Annotated in this window: 25 protein-coding genes and 2 tRNA genes; 11 read left to right on the forward strand and 16 right to left on the reverse strand. The window is 57.1% G+C overall.

Features of this window, described 5'->3' with window-relative positions:
- The first annotated feature begins 176 nt into the window (after window positions 1–176).
- Window positions 177–443 (forward strand): hypothetical protein, encoded by a 267-nt coding sequence (locus tag ENN68_06350; protein HDS45695.1) that lies wholly within the window; start codon window positions 177–179, stop codon window positions 441–443.
- A 22-nt stretch (window positions 444–465) separates the two neighbouring features.
- Here the strand turns inward: ENN68_06350 and ENN68_06355 are convergent, their stop codons facing one another.
- From ENN68_06355 to ENN68_06395, 9 genes are all read right to left on the reverse strand, one after another.
- Window positions 466–747: a hypothetical protein gene (locus tag ENN68_06355; protein HDS45696.1), complete on the reverse strand. Its 282-nt coding sequence runs from the start codon at window positions 745–747 to the stop codon at window positions 466–468.
- Between the two features lie 277 nt (window positions 748–1024).
- A complete protein-coding gene (locus ENN68_06360) occupies window positions 1025–1489 on the reverse strand; it encodes a phosphopantetheine adenylyltransferase (protein ID HDS45697.1) in 465 nt (154 codons plus the stop codon).
- 292 nt (window positions 1490–1781) lie between these two features.
- Complete coding sequence (locus ENN68_06365) at window positions 1782–2687, reverse strand: prenyltransferase (protein ID HDS45698.1); 906 nt, start codon at window positions 2685–2687, stop codon at window positions 1782–1784.
- Window positions 2688–2782: 95 nt separating this feature from the next.
- Window positions 2783–2854, reverse strand: a tRNA-Arg gene (locus tag ENN68_06370).
- 46 nt (window positions 2855–2900) lie between these two features.
- Window positions 2901–4112 (reverse strand): phosphoglycerate kinase, encoded by a 1212-nt coding sequence (locus tag ENN68_06375; protein HDS45699.1) that lies wholly within the window; start codon window positions 4110–4112, stop codon window positions 2901–2903.
- A 61-nt stretch (window positions 4113–4173) separates the two neighbouring features.
- A complete protein-coding gene (gene gap, locus ENN68_06380; protein HDS45700.1) occupies window positions 4174–5199 on the reverse strand; it encodes a type I glyceraldehyde-3-phosphate dehydrogenase in 1026 nt (341 codons plus the stop codon).
- 37 nt (window positions 5200–5236) lie between these two features.
- Window positions 5237–6559 (reverse strand): hypothetical protein, encoded by a 1323-nt coding sequence (locus ENN68_06385; GenBank protein HDS45701.1) that lies wholly within the window; start codon window positions 6557–6559, stop codon window positions 5237–5239.
- A gap of 154 nt (window positions 6560–6713) precedes the next feature.
- Window positions 6714–8276, reverse strand: coding sequence for a tRNA uridine(34) 5-carboxymethylaminomethyl modification radical SAM/GNAT enzyme Elp3 (locus ENN68_06390; GenBank protein HDS45702.1), 1563 nt, complete (start codon window positions 8274–8276; stop codon window positions 6714–6716).
- A 38-nt stretch (window positions 8277–8314) separates the two neighbouring features.
- Window positions 8315–9184 carry a hypothetical protein gene (locus ENN68_06395; protein HDS45703.1) on the reverse strand — a complete coding sequence of 290 codons (870 nt, stop codon included), beginning with the start codon at window positions 9182–9184 and terminating at the stop codon, window positions 8315–8317.
- On the opposite strand from ENN68_06395, the gene ENN68_06400 reads away from it, so the two are divergent.
- The gene (locus ENN68_06400) at window positions 9167–9865 is read left to right on the forward strand and encodes a glycerophosphodiester phosphodiesterase (protein HDS45704.1); all 699 of its coding nucleotides are present in this window, start codon (window positions 9167–9169) and stop codon (window positions 9863–9865) included. The two genes, ENN68_06395 and ENN68_06400, sit on opposite strands and share 18 nt — an antisense overlap.
- A 62-nt stretch (window positions 9866–9927) precedes the next feature.
- Here ENN68_06400 and ychF read toward each other — a convergent pair whose 3' ends face one another.
- Window positions 9928–11145 carry a redox-regulated ATPase YchF gene (gene ychF / locus ENN68_06405; GenBank protein HDS45705.1) on the reverse strand — a complete coding sequence of 406 codons (1218 nt, stop codon included), beginning with the start codon at window positions 11143–11145 and terminating at the stop codon, window positions 9928–9930.
- Between the two features lie 5 nt (window positions 11146–11150).
- Complete coding sequence (locus ENN68_06410) at window positions 11151–11423, reverse strand: hypothetical protein (protein ID HDS45706.1); 273 nt, start codon at window positions 11421–11423, stop codon at window positions 11151–11153.
- A 110-nt stretch (window positions 11424–11533) separates the two neighbouring features.
- Here ENN68_06410 and ENN68_06415 point away from each other — a divergent pair, with 110 nt between their 5' ends.
- Window positions 11534–12475: a hypothetical protein gene (locus ENN68_06415; GenBank protein HDS45707.1), complete on the forward strand. Its 942-nt coding sequence runs from the start codon at window positions 11534–11536 to the stop codon at window positions 12473–12475.
- Here the strand turns inward: ENN68_06415 and ENN68_06420 are convergent.
- Entirely contained in the window at window positions 12440–13315 is an 876-nt protein-coding gene (locus tag ENN68_06420; GenBank protein HDS45708.1) for a triphosphoribosyl-dephospho-CoA synthase, read from the reverse strand. The genes ENN68_06415 and ENN68_06420 overlap by 36 nt on opposite strands.
- Window positions 13316–13425: 110 nt before the next feature.
- Between ENN68_06420 and ENN68_06425 the strand changes: the two genes are divergently transcribed.
- Window positions 13426–13971 carry a deoxyuridine 5'-triphosphate nucleotidohydrolase gene (locus ENN68_06425; GenBank protein ID HDS45709.1) on the forward strand — a complete coding sequence of 182 codons (546 nt, stop codon included), beginning with the start codon at window positions 13426–13428 and terminating at the stop codon, window positions 13969–13971.
- A gap of 65 nt (window positions 13972–14036) precedes the next feature.
- Here the strand turns inward: ENN68_06425 and ENN68_06430 are convergent, their stop codons facing one another.
- Window positions 14037–14642, reverse strand: coding sequence for a methyltransferase domain-containing protein (locus ENN68_06430; protein HDS45710.1), 606 nt, complete (start codon window positions 14640–14642; stop codon window positions 14037–14039).
- Between the two features lie 192 nt (window positions 14643–14834).
- Here ENN68_06430 and ENN68_06435 point away from each other — a divergent pair, with 192 nt between their 5' ends.
- Window positions 14835–16937, forward strand: a complete 2103-nt coding sequence (locus ENN68_06435; protein ID HDS45711.1) for a sodium-translocating pyrophosphatase — start codon at window positions 14835–14837, stop codon at window positions 16935–16937.
- A 429-nt stretch (window positions 16938–17366) separates the two neighbouring features.
- Here ENN68_06435 and ENN68_06440 read toward each other — a convergent pair whose 3' ends face one another.
- The gene (locus tag ENN68_06440; GenBank protein HDS45712.1) at window positions 17367–18155 is read right to left on the reverse strand and encodes a radical SAM protein; all 789 of its coding nucleotides are present in this window, start codon (window positions 18153–18155) and stop codon (window positions 17367–17369) included.
- Between the two features lies 1 nt (window position 18156).
- Window positions 18157–18813, reverse strand: coding sequence for an MBL fold metallo-hydrolase (locus tag ENN68_06445; GenBank protein ID HDS45713.1), 657 nt, complete (start codon window positions 18811–18813; stop codon window positions 18157–18159).
- 76 nt (window positions 18814–18889) lie between these two features.
- On the opposite strand from ENN68_06445, the gene ENN68_06450 reads away from it, so the two are divergent.
- From ENN68_06450 to ENN68_06460, 3 genes are all read left to right on the forward strand, one after another.
- A complete protein-coding gene (locus ENN68_06450; protein HDS45714.1) occupies window positions 18890–19483 on the forward strand; it encodes a hypothetical protein in 594 nt (197 codons plus the stop codon).
- Window positions 19484–19576: 93 nt separating this feature from the next.
- Window positions 19577–19662: transfer RNA gene (locus ENN68_06455), tRNA-Ser, on the forward strand.
- A gap of 19 nt (window positions 19663–19681) precedes the next feature.
- Complete coding sequence (locus tag ENN68_06460; protein HDS45715.1) at window positions 19682–19873, forward strand: hypothetical protein; 192 nt, start codon at window positions 19682–19684, stop codon at window positions 19871–19873.
- Here ENN68_06460 and ENN68_06465 read toward each other — a convergent pair.
- Window positions 19786–19998: a hypothetical protein gene (locus ENN68_06465; GenBank protein HDS45716.1), complete on the reverse strand. Its 213-nt coding sequence runs from the start codon at window positions 19996–19998 to the stop codon at window positions 19786–19788. The two genes, ENN68_06460 and ENN68_06465, sit on opposite strands and share 88 nt — an antisense overlap.
- A 112-nt stretch (window positions 19999–20110) precedes the next feature.
- Between ENN68_06465 and ENN68_06470 the strand changes: the two genes are divergently transcribed.
- The 3 genes from ENN68_06470 (at window position 20111) to ENN68_06480 (ending at window position 21343) form a co-directional block, all read left to right on the forward strand.
- Window positions 20111–20380: a transcriptional regulator gene (locus ENN68_06470; GenBank protein HDS45717.1), complete on the forward strand. Its 270-nt coding sequence runs from the start codon at window positions 20111–20113 to the stop codon at window positions 20378–20380.
- Between the two features lie 27 nt (window positions 20381–20407).
- Window positions 20408–20956, forward strand: coding sequence for a gamma carbonic anhydrase family protein (locus tag ENN68_06475; GenBank protein ID HDS45718.1), 549 nt, complete (start codon window positions 20408–20410; stop codon window positions 20954–20956).
- Window positions 20957–21034: 78 nt separating this feature from the next.
- Window positions 21035–21343 carry a DUF59 domain-containing protein gene (locus ENN68_06480; GenBank protein ID HDS45719.1) on the forward strand — a complete coding sequence of 103 codons (309 nt, stop codon included), beginning with the start codon at window positions 21035–21037 and terminating at the stop codon, window positions 21341–21343.
- The last annotated feature ends 133 nt before the right edge of the window (window positions 21344–21476 follow it).

Genomic DNA, 21476 nt, shown 5'->3' on the forward strand with positions numbered 1-21476 from the left:
GCAGGAACGGGTGAGAAGAACAGAGAAAGAACACCGTGCATGGCTGAGGGCATCACAGATCACATTTGGAGCTGGAAGGAATTATTGATGTTTAAGGTAAGCCACGAAATTTAGGACGTTACCCGTAAAACAAATAGTATCTATATTTATATAGTCGCGACATATGTTGTGACATTATGGTAGAATATAAATGCAAATATTGTGGCGAGAAATTCGCGAAACCTCTTGACTTGGCACGGCATGTCCGGATGAAGCACAAGCGCGCAACGAAGCGAGCAAAGAAAGCGGCTGTGAAGGTAGCACCTGCAGAGCAGACCAACAGGACGATCGAGGCAATCGGCGTTTTGAAGGGTTTGCAGGTATCGCCGAATCTGAGCACAGAAGAGAAGAAGCTACTGGGTGACGTAGGAACTCGTACCAAAGTAGTGCACGTTCACGGTTAACGGATCCTGGACTCAGTTCTACCTAATTATCTGAGGAGTGGGTACTCCGCTCCTCCAGTTCTTTTACCTTTGCCCGTAACTCTGCAATCTCTTTCTCCAACCCCACAAGGATCGACATATAGACCGATTCCATCGGATCGAGCCACGGGTCGTATCCCGCGGCGCTGGCAAGACCGCGTGCCTTGTTCATCAGGTGATCGAACGCTTCCTGCCCCTCTTTTCGTAACGCCTTCCGGAAGTCTTGCCAGTCCTTAATCAGCGCTTCGAGCACGGTCCGGTAAGAAGAAGCGGCGGTTCTATCCATTTCAACGCCTCACGGTTTTATCAGATGCGTTAGAGCAGACGCGCACGCACGTGGTGTATCCCGCGCCCACTTATTGGCAGACGCTAGCGTTACCATTACCAATCACGGGATACCGGGTATCGTGGCGGATCGGACCGACAGTGCGTGCATGCTAGCACGCATTCTGCAGTTGAAGTGAAGGAATGTTTGAACGCACCGGGAAACTGCGAGCAGGGCACTGAGCGTCAGTATCATAGAATAGAGCAGTCCTTTGGGGTACTTATCCTGGCTCCTGGTACTACCCCGTACACCTCAGCAGCGTCCCGTGCGTATCGATCTCGCCCGCCTTTATCCGCGTGGACGAGATGAGCCCGCCATCCGCGGCTTTTACGTGCTCGACTCTTACGATCGCTATCGGTTTCTTGCCGCGTGCCTTCCGCAGCTCGTTGATCCTCACGGCAACCGGATAGGTCTCAGGCGAGATCACGATGTACTCGAAATCCTCGTCCAGCGTAGGACCGTAGCGATCGTGTAATTCCACCACGCGCACCTGCGCGCCGTATTTCTCTCGCATGTACCGCTGGAGAGCCGCCGCACGCGCCTTGAACGGACGAACGTCACGATCCCTGAAGGTGCGCGCCATAGCATCCGAGGTCACTCCGATCACGATCTCACCACCTTCGCTCAGCTCATACACGCGTTTCAAGAGCTGCTTATGCCCGTCATGTAACGGATCGAACGTGCCGCCAAACGCTACCCTCATCCTGCCTTTGTATACTATACTATACATACTACCGAAAGTATCTGCTTATTTCCTTTCGTTTCGTTTGAACCTGCACGTCCAAAATAACAGGAAAGGAATAAATAAAGGCGCCTTCTGGGCTGGGCACAACAGGGCGGGAATTTCCCGCACGATCCGCACCGTCCAGGAGACACTCCCCCCGCGGGACTGCCAGCCTCGAGTGGCGTGAATCACGTGCACCAACCCCATGCGATGACGCGAAGAAACGGCAAGCTGCAGCAGTGCTACTGATCCCGTGATGCCCGTCGAGTGATTAGAAAACAGCACCGCACACAAAGGCGAGCAGCCCCAGAGTAATTGCCAGTAACGTCTCCTTTCTCAGTGCAGTATAATCCGCAGTCTCCGCGCTCTGCCGCCACAGCACCCAGCAGGCATGCACCAGGAGCAGATCAGCGAGCAGCACCGGGAGCAGATACGCGGGATTGCAGTAATACGAGCTCCCGATCGAGAAGATCGGTATGACGCTCAGAGCGACAGCGAGCAAATATGAACCGACGACGACGCTGCTCGCGGTAGTCGGGCCATAGATGCGCGCAATGCTCTTGACGTCCCGTAGCGCGTCACCCCTGAGATCCGCGATGTCTTTCATCACCTCACGCCCGAACCCTGCGACGAATGCCATCGCAGCAAGGACGAGCAGTATCAGATCGATCCGGGTAGGGTCCACGATCAAGCCGCCGAAGATGAACGGGATCGCCATGGTGAGCGCGATATAGACGTTGCTCACGCCGAAGAATTCCTTCATCTTCACATCGTAGACCATGCCCAGTACCGCGGAAAGGACGGCGAGTGCGAAGAGCAGCGGGTGCAAAAACGATGCCGCGACGATACCGATTGCGGTGGCGAGCAGCGCGATCAGTAACGCTTCTCGCCGCGTAAGCTCGCCGCGCACGAGTGGTCTATCCATCCTGCGGTTCGCACGATCAGATTCGAGGTCGCAGTAGTCATTCAGGGCGAAGGTGCCCGCCTGGATGAAGAGTGCGGTGAGAAAGCCGAAGATCGCACCTTCTGCCGGAATGTATACCGCGAGCCCGGCGATCGATGCCTGTACGAAAATACGGCCGTCCGCAACGATGATCCCGATGAGCACGCCGAGCCCGTACATCAGACCGTGCTCGAACCGCGTTAACTCCCAGATCGACTTCAGTTTGCGGATCATGATCCCTCAGGTACATGAAATAAGACGGTGCTAACGCAAAAGCGTGAATAGTGCTTGGTGCTCACGTACACGTTCTTGTGAAAGAAAGGTTGAGACGGAGTCGCTGGGAATTGAACCCAGGTCGTCAGGTCCGGAGCCTGACAGGATATCCTCTACCCCACGACCCCTTGTCGCTTGTACTAACTCATTGAGGCAGAAGAATAAGTCACTTCCTCACTTCTTCTTTCTGAGCACCTCGATCCCCGGCAATGGTTTCCCGAGGAGATACCGCAGGAACGCACCGCCTGCCAGACTCACGTGCGCATGCTCCATTTTGCTCCGATCGACGCCCACCTCACTGATCGCTGCGGAGGTGTGGCCACCACCGAGGAGCGTGAAGGCGGGCGATTCGGCAATCGCCTCGAAGATCGCGCGTGTGCCCTCGCCAAAGCCCTCCTTCTCGTAAAAGCCCGCAGGCCCCTTCATGACCACCGTGCGCGCGTTCTTGATGATCTCCGCGTATTTCTCCATCGTCTCATGGCCGATATCGTAGATCGGCATATTTACTCTGACCTGATCAACCGGAATCTCCTCGCGCTTACCGTTCTGCTCGATGGCAAGATCCCAGGGATATTTGATCTTCCTGCCCGCCCGTTCCTGTATCTCCTTTGCTCGTGTTACGATCTCCAGCAGATCTTTATCCACCTTCATCGGGATCATCCCGTTCGCCACCATGAAGAGGTTACCGATACCACCGGTCGTGAGGATATAATCGATCTTATCTGAATCGAGCGCGAACTCAATAATATCAAAGACCTCCTCGGGTTTCACGCCGCCGAGCACGTACACACTTGGACGTTCGATGTGGTTGACCGCGCGTTCCAGCGCACTCAGCTCGCTCTCCATGAGCCGTCCCAGACCAGCCTCCATGAGCGTCGGAAAACCGACCACCGACGCGTGCGCACGGTGCGCGACCGAGAAGGCATCATTGATGTACAGATCTGCGAGCGGTGCGAGTCGCTGGACAAAGATGGATTGTGCATGCTCTGCGGGGGTCTTATCGAGCGTCTCCTCGGCGAGCAATCGCACATTGTCCAGGAGCAGCACCTCTCCGTTCTCAAGCTCCTGGGCTGCTCGCCGAGCTGCCGGCCCGATGATGTCCTCAATGTACTTCAGATCCACCAGTTCGTTGAGCAGGTGCGCATGCTGCTCCAGAGTGAGGAACTCCTTACCGCCCGCGCGACCCTGGTGCGCAAGGATCACCACTTTTGCGCCTTTCTCCGCAAGCTCCCGAATCGTCTTACCGTTCTCCTCGATCCGCTCCTTCATCTGCACCTTGCCATCGATGACCACCGAGTTCAAATCCGCTCTGAAGAGCACCGTCTTTCCCGCAACCTCGAAGTCATCCAGCGTGAAAAAATCCGACAATACCTCTTTCGGATTCATGTTATCCTCCTGGCTTCTCTTACTTACGCTTCACTCCAGGCCGTCAACCTAGCAGCACACCTCAGAGACCTAACGCCGCAATGCGGTTTATCATGTCAACACAGCGGCATGAATAGCCCCATTCGTTGTCGTACCAAGACAGCACTTTCACCAGGTTGCCGCGGCCCCCGATCACGGTGGTATACTCAGCATCAACGATGGACGAATAGCTATTGCCGATAAAATCGATGGACACCAGCGGTTCGTGTGAAACGGCGAGTTTGCCCTTGAGCGAGGGGGTCTTCGCTGCTGCCTCGAACGCGCTATTGACCTCGTCGGCCGTGGTATCCCGTTCCAATACGGTCACGAGATCTATGATCGAGACGTTAAAGGTGGGAACTCGCAAGGCAAAGCCATCCAGCTTGCCCTCCAACATCGGCAGAACGAGACCCAACGCTTTCGCCGCGCCAGTCGTGGTGGGGATGATGGACATCGCGGCGGCCCGTGCACGTCTCATGTCCTTGTGTCTACCGTCGAGGATCTTCTGATCGTTGGTATACGCATGCACGGTGGTCATAAAGCCGTTGACGATCCCGAACTCGTCATTTAATATCTTCGCGACTGGTGCCAGGCAGTTGGTGGTGCAGGAGGCGAGCGAGATGATCTTGTGCGCCGCATGGTCGTACATCTCGTCGTTGACACCGGGAACGATAGTAACATCTGGATCCTTTCCCGGCGCCGTGATGATCACCTTCTTGCTCCCCGCGGTCAGATGCAGTGACGCGCTCTTCCGGTCCCTGAACGCGCCGGTTGATTCTACCACCAAATCCACCCCCAAGTCCGCCCAGGGCAGCTTCTCAAGATCGGTCTCCGCAAAGATCGGTATCTCTTTCCCGTTCACGACGAGCGCGTTCTCATCCGCGTTCCCCTCTACCGGTTTATCGAATATGCCGTGCACGGAATCGTACTTCAGGAGGTGGGCCACCCAGGAAGCCTCCGCCTTGCGGCTATTGATCGCGACGACCTCGAACCCCGAATCGTTCTGCAGCGCTGCGCGAAAGAGAATTCGTCCGATGCGCCCCCATCCATTTATCGCTACCGTTATCATGATGGGGGATTTGCGCTCCGCCGTTATAAAGTTTACTCTACATGTGCCACAGAATTACCAGTATCGGAAGTAGTAGGACGCCCATAGCGTTGCTCCGTTTCACACCAAAACAGATCGGAATGAGCCCGATGTACGTGCCGACGATGAGCACGAGCAGCCCCATAAGGCCGGTGAAGAGCAGCACGAGCGCGATGAGGAAGAGCGCGATCATGATCAGCAGCGTACGGTATGGCAGCTGTGAGAACCGAAGCGCGAATTGCCTGCCCAGATAGTTCGTGATGAAGTAGGAGCAGGGTGCGGCAACGAGCACCACCATGAGCAGATAGAGCAGTAACGATGGCGGGAGCGCACCGCCTTCCCATGGCTGGATGTTCAGAAGGCGGCTGAGCGCGATCGTGGTGCCGCTGCGTGCACGCGAGATGAGGAAGAGCGTCTCGAGACAGAAAACAACGTTGGCTGTATTGACCCCGCTCAGAGTCACGATCACCTGCTCCGGATCGCGGTTACGCCGTGTGAGCATCGCCATCACGGTGGCGTGCGCGGACGTGATCCCGGGCAAGAAACTGACGAGCGTGCCGAAGATCGAGCCGGAGAGAACGGATTTGATGACCTCCGCGTTCTCGGTCTCCGGCTCTTCGATCGTTTGCTCCGGAATCTCCGGCGTGTGGAGCAGCGAATAGCAGATAGTGGAGAGCCCGAAGAGCCCGGTGAGTGCGGGGAAGAGCATCGTGGAGCTGAAGAGGAACGGCGTGTGCACCGGCATATCCAGAACGACGCACCCAAATATCCCGGCGAGCAGAAAGACGAAGGCAGCGAGGAAAACTGCCTGGGAGGAGGGCATTCGTTCGTTGAAGCTCTCGGTGAGAACGAGTAGCGTGGAGATCCCGAAGAGCAGATAGAGCATCAGGCTCTGGATGAGCTCGTAGAAATGGAGCGTGGAGAAGAGGATAAAGAAGGGGATGATAAAGATGAAGGAGAAGATGATGGCGCCGAAACTGCCCCGGGCAGAGAGCACAGTGGCTTCGTACGCGCGACCTTCCAGCAGGAGCCGGTGCGCGGGCAGTAACGCGAGCGCCGTTTCACCTTCGGGGGCGCCGAAGAAGGCCGCCGGAATGAAGTTGAGAAACGTGTGGGCGACCGAGGCGGCGAGAATGACCGCTGCGACCAGGAGCAGAAGCGTATCAAAGGGCAGTGCGGCACAGAAGGTGCGCGGCTCCGCGAGGATAGCGGGCGTGAGTACGAGCAGGATAACAGCCACGTTATTCGGGTGGAAGCCGGGCACGAGCCCGGTTATCGTGCCGAGCAGCACACCGAGGAGTGCAGATGCGACGAGCAGGAGCAGCAGAACAGCGGGGTCCATCTTTGCCGTAGCGCGGTGAACTGTGCCGCGCACTGATGGTTATAATACGGTTCAGGTAAAGTAACTGTTTACGCTCATGGTGACTCGCTCGTCCTCATCCTGCCGCGGCATACGCTTGGGCATGAACAGGCGCGCTACTAGCCGAACGACGCTATCAGACGAGGCGTTTCAGCATAAACGGCCCCTCGCGTTCGTAGCCGAACCGCTCATAGTATGCCCGGACACCGAGCCCGCTCATCACGGCTATCTTCCGGTACCCCGCGTCAGCCGCAAGCTCTTCGGCTTTTCGTAACAGGCGAGCGCCGTACCCGCGATGTTGCCAGCTCCCCGCCTTCTGTTTTCCCAAACACACCAGTTCACTGTACACGTGAAGTTCTCGCACGAGAGCAGCATCCTTCAGCTCCGCTCGATGCGGTTCGTGCGGGAATCGTAACCGTAAAAGCGCGATTAAAAGGTCGGCCTCACCATCCTCGTACGAGATGAAGTGTTCCGTACCTCTGCACGCGTCGTACCGCTCTATCACCAGGGAGATATTCTGCTCGGTAGCGATACGACCTTCTAAGCGAGCAAGCCCCGCCTCTCTACAGCGAATGCACCGGCACTGATAGCCCTCCGCTCGCAGTCGCTCACGCACCAGTTGTCGCAGATTGCTCTTCTTCACGCCCGCCTCGATGAACTGCGCGGGAATATCACGCTGAATTCGCTGTATCCGCACCCACGGCGGAATGATCCGCTTTGCAAACGCGATAATCTCAACGGTTTCGGGCTCACGGAATGGGACATAGTTGCCCCTGCGCCACTGCTCGTATAACGGCGTTCCTCGAACTACGAGCGTGGGATAAATCTTGAGATAATCTGGCTTGAACTCGGGCTCGGAGAAGAGCCGCGTGAACATCGCTTTATCCGCTTCAACGGTCGTGCCGGGCAGGCCAAGCATCACGTGAAAGCCGACCTTCAGGGCGCTATCACGTGCACAACGGTTCGCGGCGATCGAATCTTCAACCGAGTGTCCGCGCTGAATCCGCGCTAAAATCGTATTTGAGAGCTGCTGCACGCCCAGCTCGACCTTCGTCGCGCCCAGCGCGAGCATACGATCTAGCTCGTGCGCCGTTGCATAATCGGGCCTCGTCTCGAACGTTATACCGGTGTTCCTGATCGCGCTGCCATGTTCCACACCAAACGCGTCCATGGCCGCCAGACACCGGTTTACAAACCACTGCTGGTATGCTTCGGGTCGTGCGGTGAGCGTCCCGCCCATCAGGATCAGCTCAACCTTCTCGAAGTCGTGCCCGATCTCCTCGACTTGATGGAGCCGTGCTCGTACCTGCTCGTAGGGGTCAAACCCGTGCTGTGCCGCACGGCATGCTGCGGGCTCTCGACCTACATAGCTCTGCGGTGACTCGAACTCCGAAGTCGGCCCACCCGGGCACATGAGGCACTTACCATGCGGACAGGCATAGGGCGAGGTCATTACGGCCACGGGGACCACGCCTGAGGCGGTTCGCATCTGCTTACGCTTCAGCTGCGCCCGCACGTCATCACGACTCACTTTCATCACATCGGAATGCCGTGGAAGGCTGGTCAAGCGGTATTTGCCGCTGATCTCCTTCTTGAGCCGGTTGATACTCTCTGCCTCCTGGAGCCCCTGCGCCGCCATCAGCTCCGCGATCTCCCTGCAGGCAAGCTCAAAGGCAGTTACCTGCGCGTCTATACTCATTTTTGCCTTCGTTGCCATCCTCTCCTCGCGATGAGCGATCACCCGTACCCGTCAAGGTCTTCGGTATATGGTTTGCGCTCGCGCGCTCCGGCCGTTTCGCTCTCTGCTGGTTCCTGCTCCTCGCCTAGCAGCTGCTCGAGATCCGCCGAATCAACCTGCAAACCAAGTATCTCCGCGATGCGCAGGACCAATTCCTGTGCCGCGTCAAGATCGGGATATTCAGGATCCTCGAAGTTCTGCGTGGTGCTCGAAAACAGGCACACGCCCTCAATCCCTTTCATCATCGCGAGTGCCGCGATGAGACCTGAGAAGCCGATAAAACGATCGACGTGCGTCTGTGTGATGCCATACCGGGCCATCTCATCGAGCACGTTCGTATCCGTTGCGCAACAGGTCATGCCCGATTCGATCACCTGCGCACCGAGCGAAAACACCCGCTTTACACCCAGCGCCTTCAGAACATCGGTAACACGGTCAACGACCATATGCTGGTTGAGCGGATCGTACGCTTGATAACCGCTGATGAGCACGAACTCCCTGTCCGCCGTGCCCGATCCGCTTTTCGGGTCTGCGATATAGATCTTAACGCTCGGCAGCTCGGTGAGCTGATCTTTCGTCGTGAGCCCACCCGCGTGGCTGGGCGCGCCGAGATATGAAGGCCCATAATACACTCCGGGAAACCCATAAGAGTAGATTTCTGCATATAACCGCGGCTGTAACTGCTCAATTAATAACTCGACCGCGATTTTGCCCACTGAGCGCAGTCCTGGCGCCCCCACGATCGCTATCGGGTCCGTTAGCTTCAGTGTAAGCGTATCGTGGTACGTTATCCATGCCTTTCGCGTTATGCCCATAGTTAAAGTAGACCCTTCCTTTTTAAAAGCGCGGAGATGAGAATCATAGCGCATCGTGGCGCACGTGCCGAAGAGCCGGAGAACACGATCCGTGCAATCAAACGGGCTGCCGAATGCGGTGCGGATCTGGTGGAGCTCGATCTCAGACAGAGCAAGGATCACGAGCTGGTGGTTATTCACGATGCCACACTGGAGCGAACGACCAACGGCTCTGGCCTCGTTGCGGCCCATACACTGCGGCAGCTTCAGAGACTGGACGCGGGCAAAGGTGAGCATATTCCCGCGTTATCCGAGGTCCTTTCTCTCGGCCATCACCGGGGAATCGGCTTGGTGCTCGAATTAAAAGAGCCGGGTATCGCGGAAGCCGTTGTGCATGACGTGGTTTCAGGCGGTATGACGCAAAGCGTTATCATCGCCTCGTTCTTCCATCCCGCGCTCCTCACCGTGAAAGCGCATGCACCGCAGGTGAAAACGGGGATCATCCTCTCTGCGCTGCCCGTTTTCCCCCTGCAGGTGGCGCGGGATGCCGGGGCTGAGATCATCTTCCAGCGGTATCCACGCCTGACCCGTGAGTATGTGGATGCGGCGGCGATGCAGGGCATTGAGATCTATGCCTGGGTGATCAACACGCGCGAAGACTGTAAGTGTGCCGAGGCTCTCGGTGTCGCAGGCATTGCGACTGATAATCCCTGCCACTTCACCAGGCGGTGCGGCAAGCGAAAAGAAATGAACTGAACTGAACTGAGCATTGGCCCGGCATCACGGTCGCGCTAGCTAGCTCGTTCAGCACCATCACGTTACCTTGTAGAGACGATCTTAATAATATCCCGGTTCACCAATTCGTGCTTCTCACCAAGCCGGAGTTTGGTGCGCGCATCAACGCCATAAAGGCAGCTCTCGCCGATCTCAGAATGCACGGCGAAGGCCAGATCGCGTGCGGTACTCCCGCGTTTGAGCAGGAACGCGTCAGGCAGGATTCGCCCACTGGAGTCGCAGAACTTGTGCTCGTCCTCCACCGGATAGGCGACGACGTAGTCCAGCAGATCGAAGACCGCGTAATTGATGATCGCCTGAATGCCGGTACCACCGTGGTCATGCAAGAACGCGCGTATCTTTTCCAGCCCCTTGCGTTGCTTATCCGTGAGCTCGCTCGTGATCTCGAAATCCGCATCGCCGGGCACGTACGTGATGAGCTGGTTCTTTGCTGCGGTTCGTAACGCGAGTTCTGCGGCCGCAGAGCAGGGAATGACCCGTTCGCCCTCGCTCGCCGCAGACACCTCTTTCAGGTGCTCGAGGTTCTCGTGAGGCGCGACATCAGCTTTGTTCGCCGCAATGACCATCTTCTTGCTCCGCCTGATCACTGCGGCTGCCAGTGTGTGGAGGTCATCGTCGCTCCAGGACCTGAAATTCGCGCGGTCTGGGCTCGTAGGCTCCATGAGCGCGGCCTTCACCTGCTCCTCAGAGACGCCGACACCGGTCAGTTGCTCAGCCAGCAGTCGCTCGATCTTCAGGCCCTCTAATTCCGCTTTCCGCTCTATCTTACGCCAGTTGCGCTTGATTATCCCGAAGACCCACAGGGTCAGCTCGGTTTTGAAGAACACGAGATCTTCGCGGGGATCGTGGCTCCCAAGATCTACTACATTGCCATCCGCATCTGTCCCCCCAGCGGCGTCGACCACGTGAATGATCGCTGCTGCCTGTCGGAGCTCATCAAGGAACTCGTTGCCCAATCCGCGGCCCTCATGCGCACCTCTGACCAGACCCGCGACATCGAGCAGCTCCACCGGCACGAAGCGGATACCATCAATGCACTTATCGCACGATTTACCGCCAAGCTCCTGCTGAATCGCTGGATCCTGACACGGGCAGTCCACCTTCACGTACGCGATCCCGGTATTCGGCTTGATGGTGGTGAATGGATACGAGGCGATCTCAACGTCTGCGAGCGTGGCCGCTTTGAAGAAGGTCGATTTGCCCGAGTTCGGCTTTCCCGCAATTGCTATCGTGATCATCAGTTACCTCAATCCTCGCCGGCGATCATTTCCAGCTGACTGACTATGCTCCAGATCTGCGCTCGTGTATGTGCGGGAGTGTTCGGGTTGGAGCTCAGCTCATCGAAATCAGAGATCACCAGAGCGACGCGCATGGCCAGCGAGCCTGCGCCGTTCAGCAACTGGTCTTTTAATTCGCCCGTTGACCGCCGCAGGTTTCGCGGCACGGTGGTATCGCTTAGGATCTCATCCAGCATCTCAATACAGCGATGTACCACCCCCTCTTTCTCTACCGGTTCCATACTATCCCGTATCACCGCCCGTGTAACTGGAAAAAGAGCGCTGTAAATAAGCGTGCTAAAGAAGCCTCACTAACTAACCTATTTCGTTCCGCAATAAAAATAGCTATGTGATGGGACGCGAGCGGCAAGCTCACGAAGAAGCGATACACGATGCGTTTACGAGCAATCAGAAACCCTTTATCCTCTTCTTGCTCGGAACGGTCGACGTTGGCAAGACCTCTACGGTTACGGCACTTGCGAACCGATTTCACGCGCAGCAGCTCCGTGTGGCCGTGGTCGATGCAGATGTCGGCCAGAGTGATATCGGGCCGCCGTGCTGCATCGGTATGGGCCTGGTAGAGCAGCAGCTGCATCGACTTTCTGAGGTGCCGCTTCGTGGGCTCTACTTTGTTGGCGATACCTCGCCCGGGAGCTGTACCCGTGCGTGCGTGCAGGGAACCGGGGCAGCGGTACGGAAGGCCACCGCACTCGGGGCCGCGGTGGTGATTGTGGATTCGACCGGTTGGGTGGAGGGCGAGGCAGCAACGGCATTCAAGCTCCAGGAGATTGCCGCGATACAGCCAACACTGGTTCTGGCGATTGAGCGCGGGGATGAGCTGGCTCATATAGTATCCCAGCTGACGTGTCCCGTGCTCCGGATACGCAGCTCGGAACACGTACGAACGCGAACGCGCGAGGAGCGGCGGGCGCTACGCGAGCGTGCGTACACGGCGTACTTCAAAACGGCACGAACCCGCGTTTTCGAACTCAGGGTCTTCGCGTGGCCACCAGCAGAGGGCAGCATTGCAGGGCTATATCGCACTGGAGCTACTTCCAGCGGTAGCGCGGAAGTCTGCGGGCTCGGGATCGTTAAAACCATGGTTCTTGACCGTGGCACGGCAGTCGTTGCCACGCCGGTGCCCGTTGCGAACCCTGATGGCGCACCGATGGCGATCGGCATGATACTGCCCGGTGCCGTGAGGCTCGTACCTGTCCAGGGTCGCTGGAAAGAGCTCAGGCATGATCGCTTACTGCCTTCAGAATCTGAGCCCGCCAAGGATACAGAGGAATAGCGCGGCGGCAATGAGGTCTGCTGTCGAGCCGGGATTGAGCCTCGCACGTACAAGCTCGTTATCGAAAGCCTCTAGCTCTTCATGTTTGCAGCCGTTATCCACAATCTCTTTCGCTCTCTTCTGCACGTAGCTGCTCCGCTCAGTGCCGAATTTCAGGGTGATAAACGTGTCCACCTCTGCCGCGAGCAAGTGGAGATACGTATGCGTTATCGCCTCATTGATGCGCTCTGCTCGCGCCAGCTCGCTCAGGAGTGCGGCACTCTTAAATGTCCGTTCAAATCCACCCACCAATTCGCGTGAGATCATATCGTAAGCTGCGGAGATACTGAATATCTGGTAGAGCGTGTACTCTTTTGCTCGTATCTCGTCGATCGCCGCATCGCTGGTAAGATCGAATTCGGGCACGGCTGTGCGCACTTTGACCCTGGCCTTCGGGAATGCCTGGTACACATCGATTGCGTCTTCCATGGTGGTGCGGCGCATTTTTTCCGCCGCTGTTCGTTGCAGCTCGTGGGGGTCGTAGCGCCTGCACGCGCCGGCAGCCATGGTCAACGGGATGAGCAGGAGTAAAGCGCCGAAATGCGTGTTCCCACCATGTTGCCATGCACGACTCTCTTCGACGCCACGTTTCACCAGGCTTCCCAGGCCCGTGCCCCTGCGGCTACCCCGCACCGCGGCATCTCTGAAGACCGGATAAAGCGCAACAGAGGAGGCGAGGAAATGCTCGTAGCTCGTATCGGTGAAATCATGTGTACGATCTACGTTCCCGGGCTTCGGATACGCAGACACTTCAAGGAGCAGCGCCAATTGCGCGCTTCGTGCAACGTCGTCCTCATTCATGCTCGCGCCGAGCTAGCCAAGCTAGCTACTTGTGGTTTAGTTTAGAAAAATGCTCTGGCGGTACGTAAGATTTAAGCGGTGAAAATAAAAAGAACACGATGACCCGATCGATGCCGAAAGAGCGCTCAAAGCTCGCGAATGGCGCCGTGCTTACAGGAGAGCAGATACGAGCGCGGCTACAGCTCAAACCACCCTTGGTCGAGAACCTGATTGATACGGACACGCAGACACAGCCAAATGGTGTGGATTTGACGGTGCGGCGGATAGAGCGCCTCACGAGTGCGGGTTGCGTGGATTTCAGTAACGCAGAACGGACACTCTCGAAGACTGAGCCGCTCGGGTTTGTCGATGATCAGGTCTTCCTGCGGCCTGGCGCTTATAAGATCATATACAACGAGATCGTTCATCTCCCGAAGGACGTGATGGCGTTTGGCGCTCCGCGAACAAGTCTCATCCGCTGTGGCGCTACTCTGGCAACGGGGTTCTGGGACGCGGGCTACGAGGGGCGGAGCGAGTCACTGCTGGTGGTTCACAACGAGCAGGGCTTTGCGGTGGTGCGGAATGCGCGTCTTCTCCAGCTCATCTTTGTCAAACTCGCCGATGTTCCTGACAATGGGTATTGCGGGATCTACCAGTCAGAGAACATCGATCAGTGAGCAAGCCACTGGCTGGCTTGCAGACGTAATGACTGAGCCGCGGTCATGGCATACCGTGCATTATTCTATTCGCCCGGTCGTGCGATCCGATAGATGTCTACCGGAATAACCTTCCGATCCTTCTGGTGGAAGGCGAACCGCCGTTTGAGTGGGAATGCGACCGGGAACCGGTCAATGGTGGTGGTTGCAGGGAGCAGACGTCTGATGAACGCCTCACTGCCTGCGTTATGGATCGAATAAACAACAGGCGCGACCACAAGCGCTTTCTCCAGGAATGCGCGATCCGCATGCCGGTTCTTCCGCTGTGCGCCGAAGGGCGGATTCATCACCACCGTATCTCCCGCCACTTTAATTTCATGGATCTCGCACTGCCTGAAGTCCACCTCCACCCCGAACATCGCACTATTCTTTCGCGCGGTCCCAAGCGCTTTTCCATCACGGTCTATGCCGATGACCGCACGAGCACCGAGGAGCTTAGCACCGATGCCCAGGATGCCGTTGCCGCAGCCGAGATCGTAGACGACCCGGTCGGCGATATCGCCGTGACTGAAGGCGAAGAAGAGCAGTTCAGCAGCAACGGGCGCGGGTGTCGCGTACTGCTCGCTCTCGACCTCCGGCTGCTCAATATCCTCGACGCGTTCCAGGATGATCTCCAGCTCACGTTTCTTCATGTCACGTTACCAGCCCTGCCAGCGGTCGTCAACGCGATGAGCGTGAGAGAGCGCACGCGAAGAGCGAGTAAAAACCGCAATGTATATATATGAGCTCGCACAAAAAAAGTGCAGAAGCTCATCTTGCGGTGGCATTGCTTGAATGGCCCCTGAAAAACTGAAGTAACGTGAAGTAAGTAGGTGATACTAAATATGAATTTGTTATGGTTGGCTCCCTTCGCGGGACTGGTGAGTTTGGCATTCGCGGCGTACTTCGCCTTCTACACACTGAAGCAGGACTCGGGCAGTAAGCAGATGAACGCGATCTCAGGCGCGATACAGGAGGGCGCGTCCGCGTACCTGAACCGTGAGTACCGAACGATCGCGATCGTTGCGGTCATTATCGCGGTCATTTTAGTGCTTGCACTCGGTAACGCGTTTGACGGCGGGTATCTGGATTCCGGCAGGGTTGCGTTCGGATTCCTGGTGGGTGCAGCGGGTTCTGCGGCTGCGGGCTATATCGGCATGTCCGTCTCGACCCGCGGCAATACGCGCGTTGCGCAGGCCGCATTCTCGGGCGTTCGGAGTGCGCTCGATATCGCGTTCAAGGGCGGTGCGGTTACCGGGCTCTCGGTCGTCGGGCTCGCGTTACTGGGCACGAGCCTGTTCTACATCGCCTTCGGCGGTGGCTCGCACGCGGTCGACCTGGTCGTGGGCTACGGCTTCGGCGCGTCCCTGATCTCGTTGTTCGCACGGATCGGTGGCGGTATCTACACGAAAGCGGCCGACGTTGGTGCAGACCTAGTGGGCAAGGTGGAAGCGGGCATTCCGGAAGACGACCCGCGTAACGCCGGCGTTATCGCGGACAACGTGGGCGACAACGTGGGCGACTGCGCAGGCATGGGCGCGGACCTCTTCGAGACGTACGTGGTAACGTCGCTGGCGGCAATGCTCATCGGCGGCTTGATGGTCAATGCGGGCAATGTCTCGAGCATCTTCCCGGGTGTGGCGAGCGCGTTAACGGTGATCGAGTATCCGTTAATTCTGGGCGCAGTCGCGATCTTCGCCTCGATCATCGCGGTCTTCGCGGTCCGAATGGGCAGGGAGGAGAAGATTATGCGCACGCTGTATAAGGGCGTATTCACCGCCGCGATACTCAGTGTCATGCTCTTCTTCCCGGTCACTCTACTTCTTTTCGGGTCTAATGCAGCAGCGTACTCGCTCTTCGGTGCCTCGGTCATCGGGATCCTTATCATGGCGTTCATGGTCGTGGCGATCGAGTATTATACGCAGGATCATGCGCCCGTACGATCAATAGCAGACGCGAGCAAAACGGGCGCGGGCACCAATCTCATTACAGGGCTTGCGGTGGGCATGATCTCGCTGGGCTGGCCCTTGATCATCATCTGTGGCGGTATTCTGGTCGCGTATCTCATGCCGTTCATAGTGACGGGCTCGATGACCGCAGGTCTCTACGGGATCTCGATTACCGCGGTTGCCATGCTCTCGGCGACCGGGATCGTGGTCGCGCTCGATTCTTATGGGCCGATCACGGACAATGCCGGCGGCATCGCGGAGATGGCAGACCTGCCGGCCAGCGTGAGGGAGACGACCGACAAGCTCGATGCGGTGGGTAACACGACGAAGGCGGTGACGAAGGGCTATGCGATTGCGTCCGCGGCAATTGCGGCATTAGCATTGTTCTCGGATTACCTGCACAAGGTGAACTTACCGCCGGAGAGTTTCAGCCTCTTCAATCCGCTCGTGCTCATCGGGCTGCTGATCGGCGGGCTGTTACCCTTTATCTTCAGTGCGGTGATGATGCGTGCCGTGGGCAAGGGCGCGTTCAAGGTCGTCGAAGAGGTAAGGCGGCAGTTCAAGGAGATCCCGGGCATCTGGGACGGCACGGCGAAGCCGGAATACGGCAAATGCGTGGATATCGTTACCGCTGCCGCGTTACGGGAGATGATCGTGCCCGGTATGATCGCGGTGGTCGTGCCGGTGGCGGTGGGGCTCATCCTGGGTGCGATCGCGCTCGGCGGGCTCTTGATCGGTGTGATCATCTCGGGCTTGATGCTCGCGTTGATGATGGCGAACGGTGGTGCTGCCTGGGACAATGCGAAGAAGATGATCGAGGACGGCTATCTCGGCGGTAAGGGTAGCGATGCGCACAAGGCCGCAGTCGTTGGCGATACGGTCGGCGATCCCTTCAAGGATACCGCGGGGCCGGCGATCAATCCGCTGATCAAGGCGATGAACATGGTCGCAATCCTGTTCTCCTCGCTGTTCCTTGCTACTGGTGTGCTGCCACTGTGAAACTAAACTGAACCGAACAGAACCGAAGCGAATCAAAGCAGACTGGGAATAACGGTTGGCAGTCATCGGCAAAAATCTGAATGGTGTATGCTGAGATCATCAGAGCGAGCGCAAGGGGGAGATGCAACCAACGAAGAGATGATGCATGCGTTGCGTTACCTTCGCGCGCATGGTTGTGCGGGGGCTGGTAGACGCTCGTGCAGGACGGGTTATTTCCACTGACGAGCGGGCTCGGTAGCTTCGTTCCGGACGGACAGAAGAGGCCGAGCGGTGGCTCAAAGACGGTCAATTCATGACCCTTAGCTAGCAGCAGACATTACGGATTGCCCAGCTTTCTGATCAAGAGCAAGGATCGTGTAGAGATTCTTTTCAGAACCTGGGCTGCTCGAAGGTACTGAATCAGCGAACTAATTAATCGCTCGGACGGTACTAATCTTCTGCACCCCGCCTCCTGATCAATGCCCCCTTGTTAATCACCCGTACTTCTGGCTTCAGCTTCTTGTAGACCGATACTACCTCGATTCCTGCTTTTAACTGATCAAACTGCTTTTCGATCTGTTGCATCTCCTCGGCCGACAGCGGTGCTACGCCGCACGGTCGTAACGGCGTGTTCAGCTGCACCACGTCGGCTTGTATCTCCACGGCAATTCGGGTGAGCGCCGCGCTTGAAGCTCTGTTCTCCGCTATGAACATCAGCTGCAGACAGAGCCTACCACGGTACTCGCGTCTGAACTCTGTGAGCCCCGCTATGATTTCGTCGAGCTTGATTTCTGCGCTCACCGGCCTGTTCACCGCGTCGAAGATCGCCTGGTCGGGCGCATCCAATTTGGCAACAACGATGTCCAGCTTCTTCAAATCATTACGTACTTCGGGATCGGTGATCAAAGCGGCGTTCGTGAGGATCGCGATCGGCTTCCGCGTATGTCTGCGAATAGCCGCAACTACCTCACTGAGATTCGCGCCCAGAGCCGGCTCGCCCATGCCCGCGAAGGTGATCACGTCGGTAGTCTCCTCAACGAACGGTGCAAGCGCGTGAAGCTCTCGTTCGATCACGTCCGTGGGTACGAACACCTTCCGCTCAGTTGTCTTGTTGACCGTTCGACCGAGTTCGCAGTAGAGGCACTCGAACGAGCAGGTCTTATCCGCAGTGCTCAGAATATCCACGCCCAGCGACCTGCCGAGCCGCCACGAGGCTACGGGCCCGTAGAGGTACTGCATCTCAGCCCAGCTCCAGCACCATGCCTGATCCACACCGTTTGGTCTTCTCTGGGTACCGCGCCAGAATTTCGCGCTTGTGTGCGGTACAGTGGCAGGGTACGATCAGGTCAAACTCGCGTAAGAGCTCCAGCTGATTAAAGCTGTGAAACCCGCCGATGACGCTGTAGAGCTTACCAAAAGTAGCAGCAGCCGCGATGATTGCCTCTAAACCAGGATGCGCACAACCCGTAACCACGACCATGCCCTTTGGCGTTTCGAGCACCAGTGACTGCTCCTTCTGCCCTGCACCGAGCTCACCCGTCGTGTACACGTCAGGAACAATTGCTCGGGGTAGCGTGACGTCAACCACCTCAGCTACCTGTGCAACTGCATGCTTGAAGCGCCGGGAGAACGAGCGGGGCATGAATACCGTCACACCGGGATGCAACACCGCGTTGAGCCCGCCGACATGGTCGCTGTGCTCGTGCGAGAGCACGATCGTATCGATTGTCTCGCGCTGCACGTGAAATTGCTGGAGATTGAAGGCCAAAATGTCGCCTGAATAGCCGGTATCGAAGAGAAGGTTCTGATTACCGGTCTCAATCAAGCATGAGAAGCCCCAATCGCTTTTAAAACCCGGTTGAGCCTCGTTGTCAATGACAATACGCACTCGCACGATCCTTCAGCTTTATATTTGGTATAGCTCTATTAATGATTGTGCTGCTTGGCGGAGCCCGGAGCAAGTAGATAGATAGATGATCAAAGAGATCGAGATGAACGTGCGGGGCGGTATTCGTGAGGTTAGGGTCATGAACAAGATCAAATTGGCCAAATTCCTCATCCCCTGGGCGCTCGGTGGTGCGACGGTGCTCTTCCTCTGGCTCGTCGTTCCTGATGATTTCGGGGACTATATGACGGTCTTCACTGTCTATTCCTTCGTCCCGCTGCTCGGAACACTCTCCGTGGTTCCCACCGGTCTGAGGCTGGGCATATCCCCGGTACCACTCATCGCCTTCATTATCTGGACTGATACGATGCTCGCTCTGTTCCTCGTCTGGAACTTTGATTATGCGAAGAAGATACCTGGCCTGGGCAAGCTCGTCGAGCGCGTGAATGAACGTGGCGAGCAGGCGCTCCAGAAGCATAAGTGGGCCAGCCGCCTTGGCTTCATCGGCGTCGTCCTGCTCGTTATCTTTCCGCTACAATGGACCGGTGCAGGCGTCGGCTCCATTGTCGGCCAGCTCATTGGTATGCAGCCGCTCATGACGTTACTTGCGGTGATCATCGGTACATTTATCCGCTCGACGGTGGCCGCCCTCATTTATCTCGGCGTGTTGTCCTTCTTCTAACGAACCTGCTTGTGCGTGGGCGCTCGCTTTTATTAAGCATGACTCAGTATTTTTATGTGATTCTGCTTGACCGCGAGCGTGAAGAGCGAGAAGGCCAGGATGGCAGAGTGGACAAATGCGGTGGCCTCGAGAGTCACTGTCCCGTTAGGGACGCTCAGGTTCGAATCCTGATCCTGGCGTGGGCATAGAGAGAGGTATATGGAGGGCGGGATCATAGATTACCGCGAGCGGCTTGCGGCAGTTCACGCAGACGCGGGCACCCGCGGTATTCAGGGTGCAGCAATGCGGGCACTCCGGGATCCTCAGCTTGGCGGGCTCCTCTTGCCGGGGCTCCAACCCGTACCTCTTGAGCAGGTCTCCATCGAGGTCCGGCCTGACAGGTACACGTAGATCGAGAGCATCTTCGAACCCTGCACCCAGCCTGAATATTCCTCCATCTGCGATTCCGTCAACCGTGAGGCAAGATGCGTCGACCACGAGTGCCGGAAGTTGTGCGGATTCACCCTTTTCTTGATACCCGCCTTAGTTTGCTACGTTCGATAGTGGAGATGAGCTCCATCACGTCCCCGCAGGGCCCACGTGCTACTTTTTTATATGGGCATGATTCAAAGGTTTTCTAGAACGTTTATGGAAGAACCACCGGGCCCTTTCTGTCAGAGTTGCGGCATGCCGTTGCAAAAACAGAGCGACTTCGGCACGAACGTCGACGGCTCACCAAACTACGAATACTGCACCTATTGCTTCCAGAACGGTGCATTCACCGACCCTACTCTGAGTATGGAAGAGATGATCGAGAAAGTCGCGGGACTGATGATCACCATGCATATCATGCCTGAGGACCAGGCGAAAGCGCTGACCACTACCTTCATTCCGACACTTAAACGCTGGCGGCGATAAAATGGTAACGTGATCGTGAATGAGCGCGTGAGGATTCGTGGCTTCGAGGGCCACTATCCGAACTTAGCGGAGCCCGTATATATTGACCCGCTGGCCACGGTAATCGGTAACGTGGAGCTGGGCGATCATGTGAGTGTCTGGCCGAATGCCGTGATTCGGGGCGATCCCTATGAGATTCATATCGGCGCATGGTCGAACATCCAGGACAGCTGTATCGTGCACGGTGATGCCGGCCATGCAACGCATATCGGCAAATATTGCGTGGTGGGGCACGGTGCGATCGTGCATGGCTGTACAGTCGAGGACGGCTGTATCGTTGGTATGGGCTCCATTATCCTCACCGGGGTCATCGTGGGTGCTGGCAGCATCATTGGTGCCGGCGCTCTGCTGCCTCCGCGAAAGATTTATCCGCCGGGGAGTATGATTCTCGGGAGCCCCGGTCGTGTCGTGCGCAGTCTCACCGTTGACGAGATCGCGGACATACGGGAAGATGCCGCGTCCTACTGGGCGAAGGCGCAGGGGCACGTGAACGAGCTGAAAGAGCATCATGTTCACACCACGAATCCCCACGGGTGAACTGAGCCAACGTTTATGTTGTTCGTTGCCCTTTCTATAACCGAAGGTAGTGAGTAAAGAGACGGAGAGAAAAGAAGCATGGCTGAAGCACTAACGGAAGAGAATGCTCGCGCTGCGATCGCACCGGTCAAACATCCTGCAATCGATCGAACGCTGGTCGAGCTCGGTATTGCGAAGGACGTGAAGGTCGACGGGAACAAGGTCACGATCACGCTGGCGCTGCCGTTCGCTGGCGTGCCTGTGCCGATCAGGCAGATGCTCATGAACTCGTTACGGGAGCCCCTGGAGCAGCGGGGTGCCGAGGTCGCCTTTGAGGTCGTCATTATGGATCCGGAAGCACTTCAGCGGTTCCTGAAGCTGGAGCAGGAAGGCTGGAAAGGGCTATAAATAAGCTTCTGAGTGAGATGTACCGTAGAAACGCGCTCAACGTTTCACTAGCGCTAGCAGTAAAAAATAACAGGGCGTAGCCCGCTCGCGTGCGGTACGTACGTACCAGCTACGCCCGCTTTTTTATCGCTTC

The organism is Methanomicrobia archaeon (assembly GCA_011049045.1).
In the GTDB taxonomy this organism is placed as follows: Archaea; Halobacteriota; Syntropharchaeia; order Alkanophagales; family Methanospirareceae; genus JACGMN01.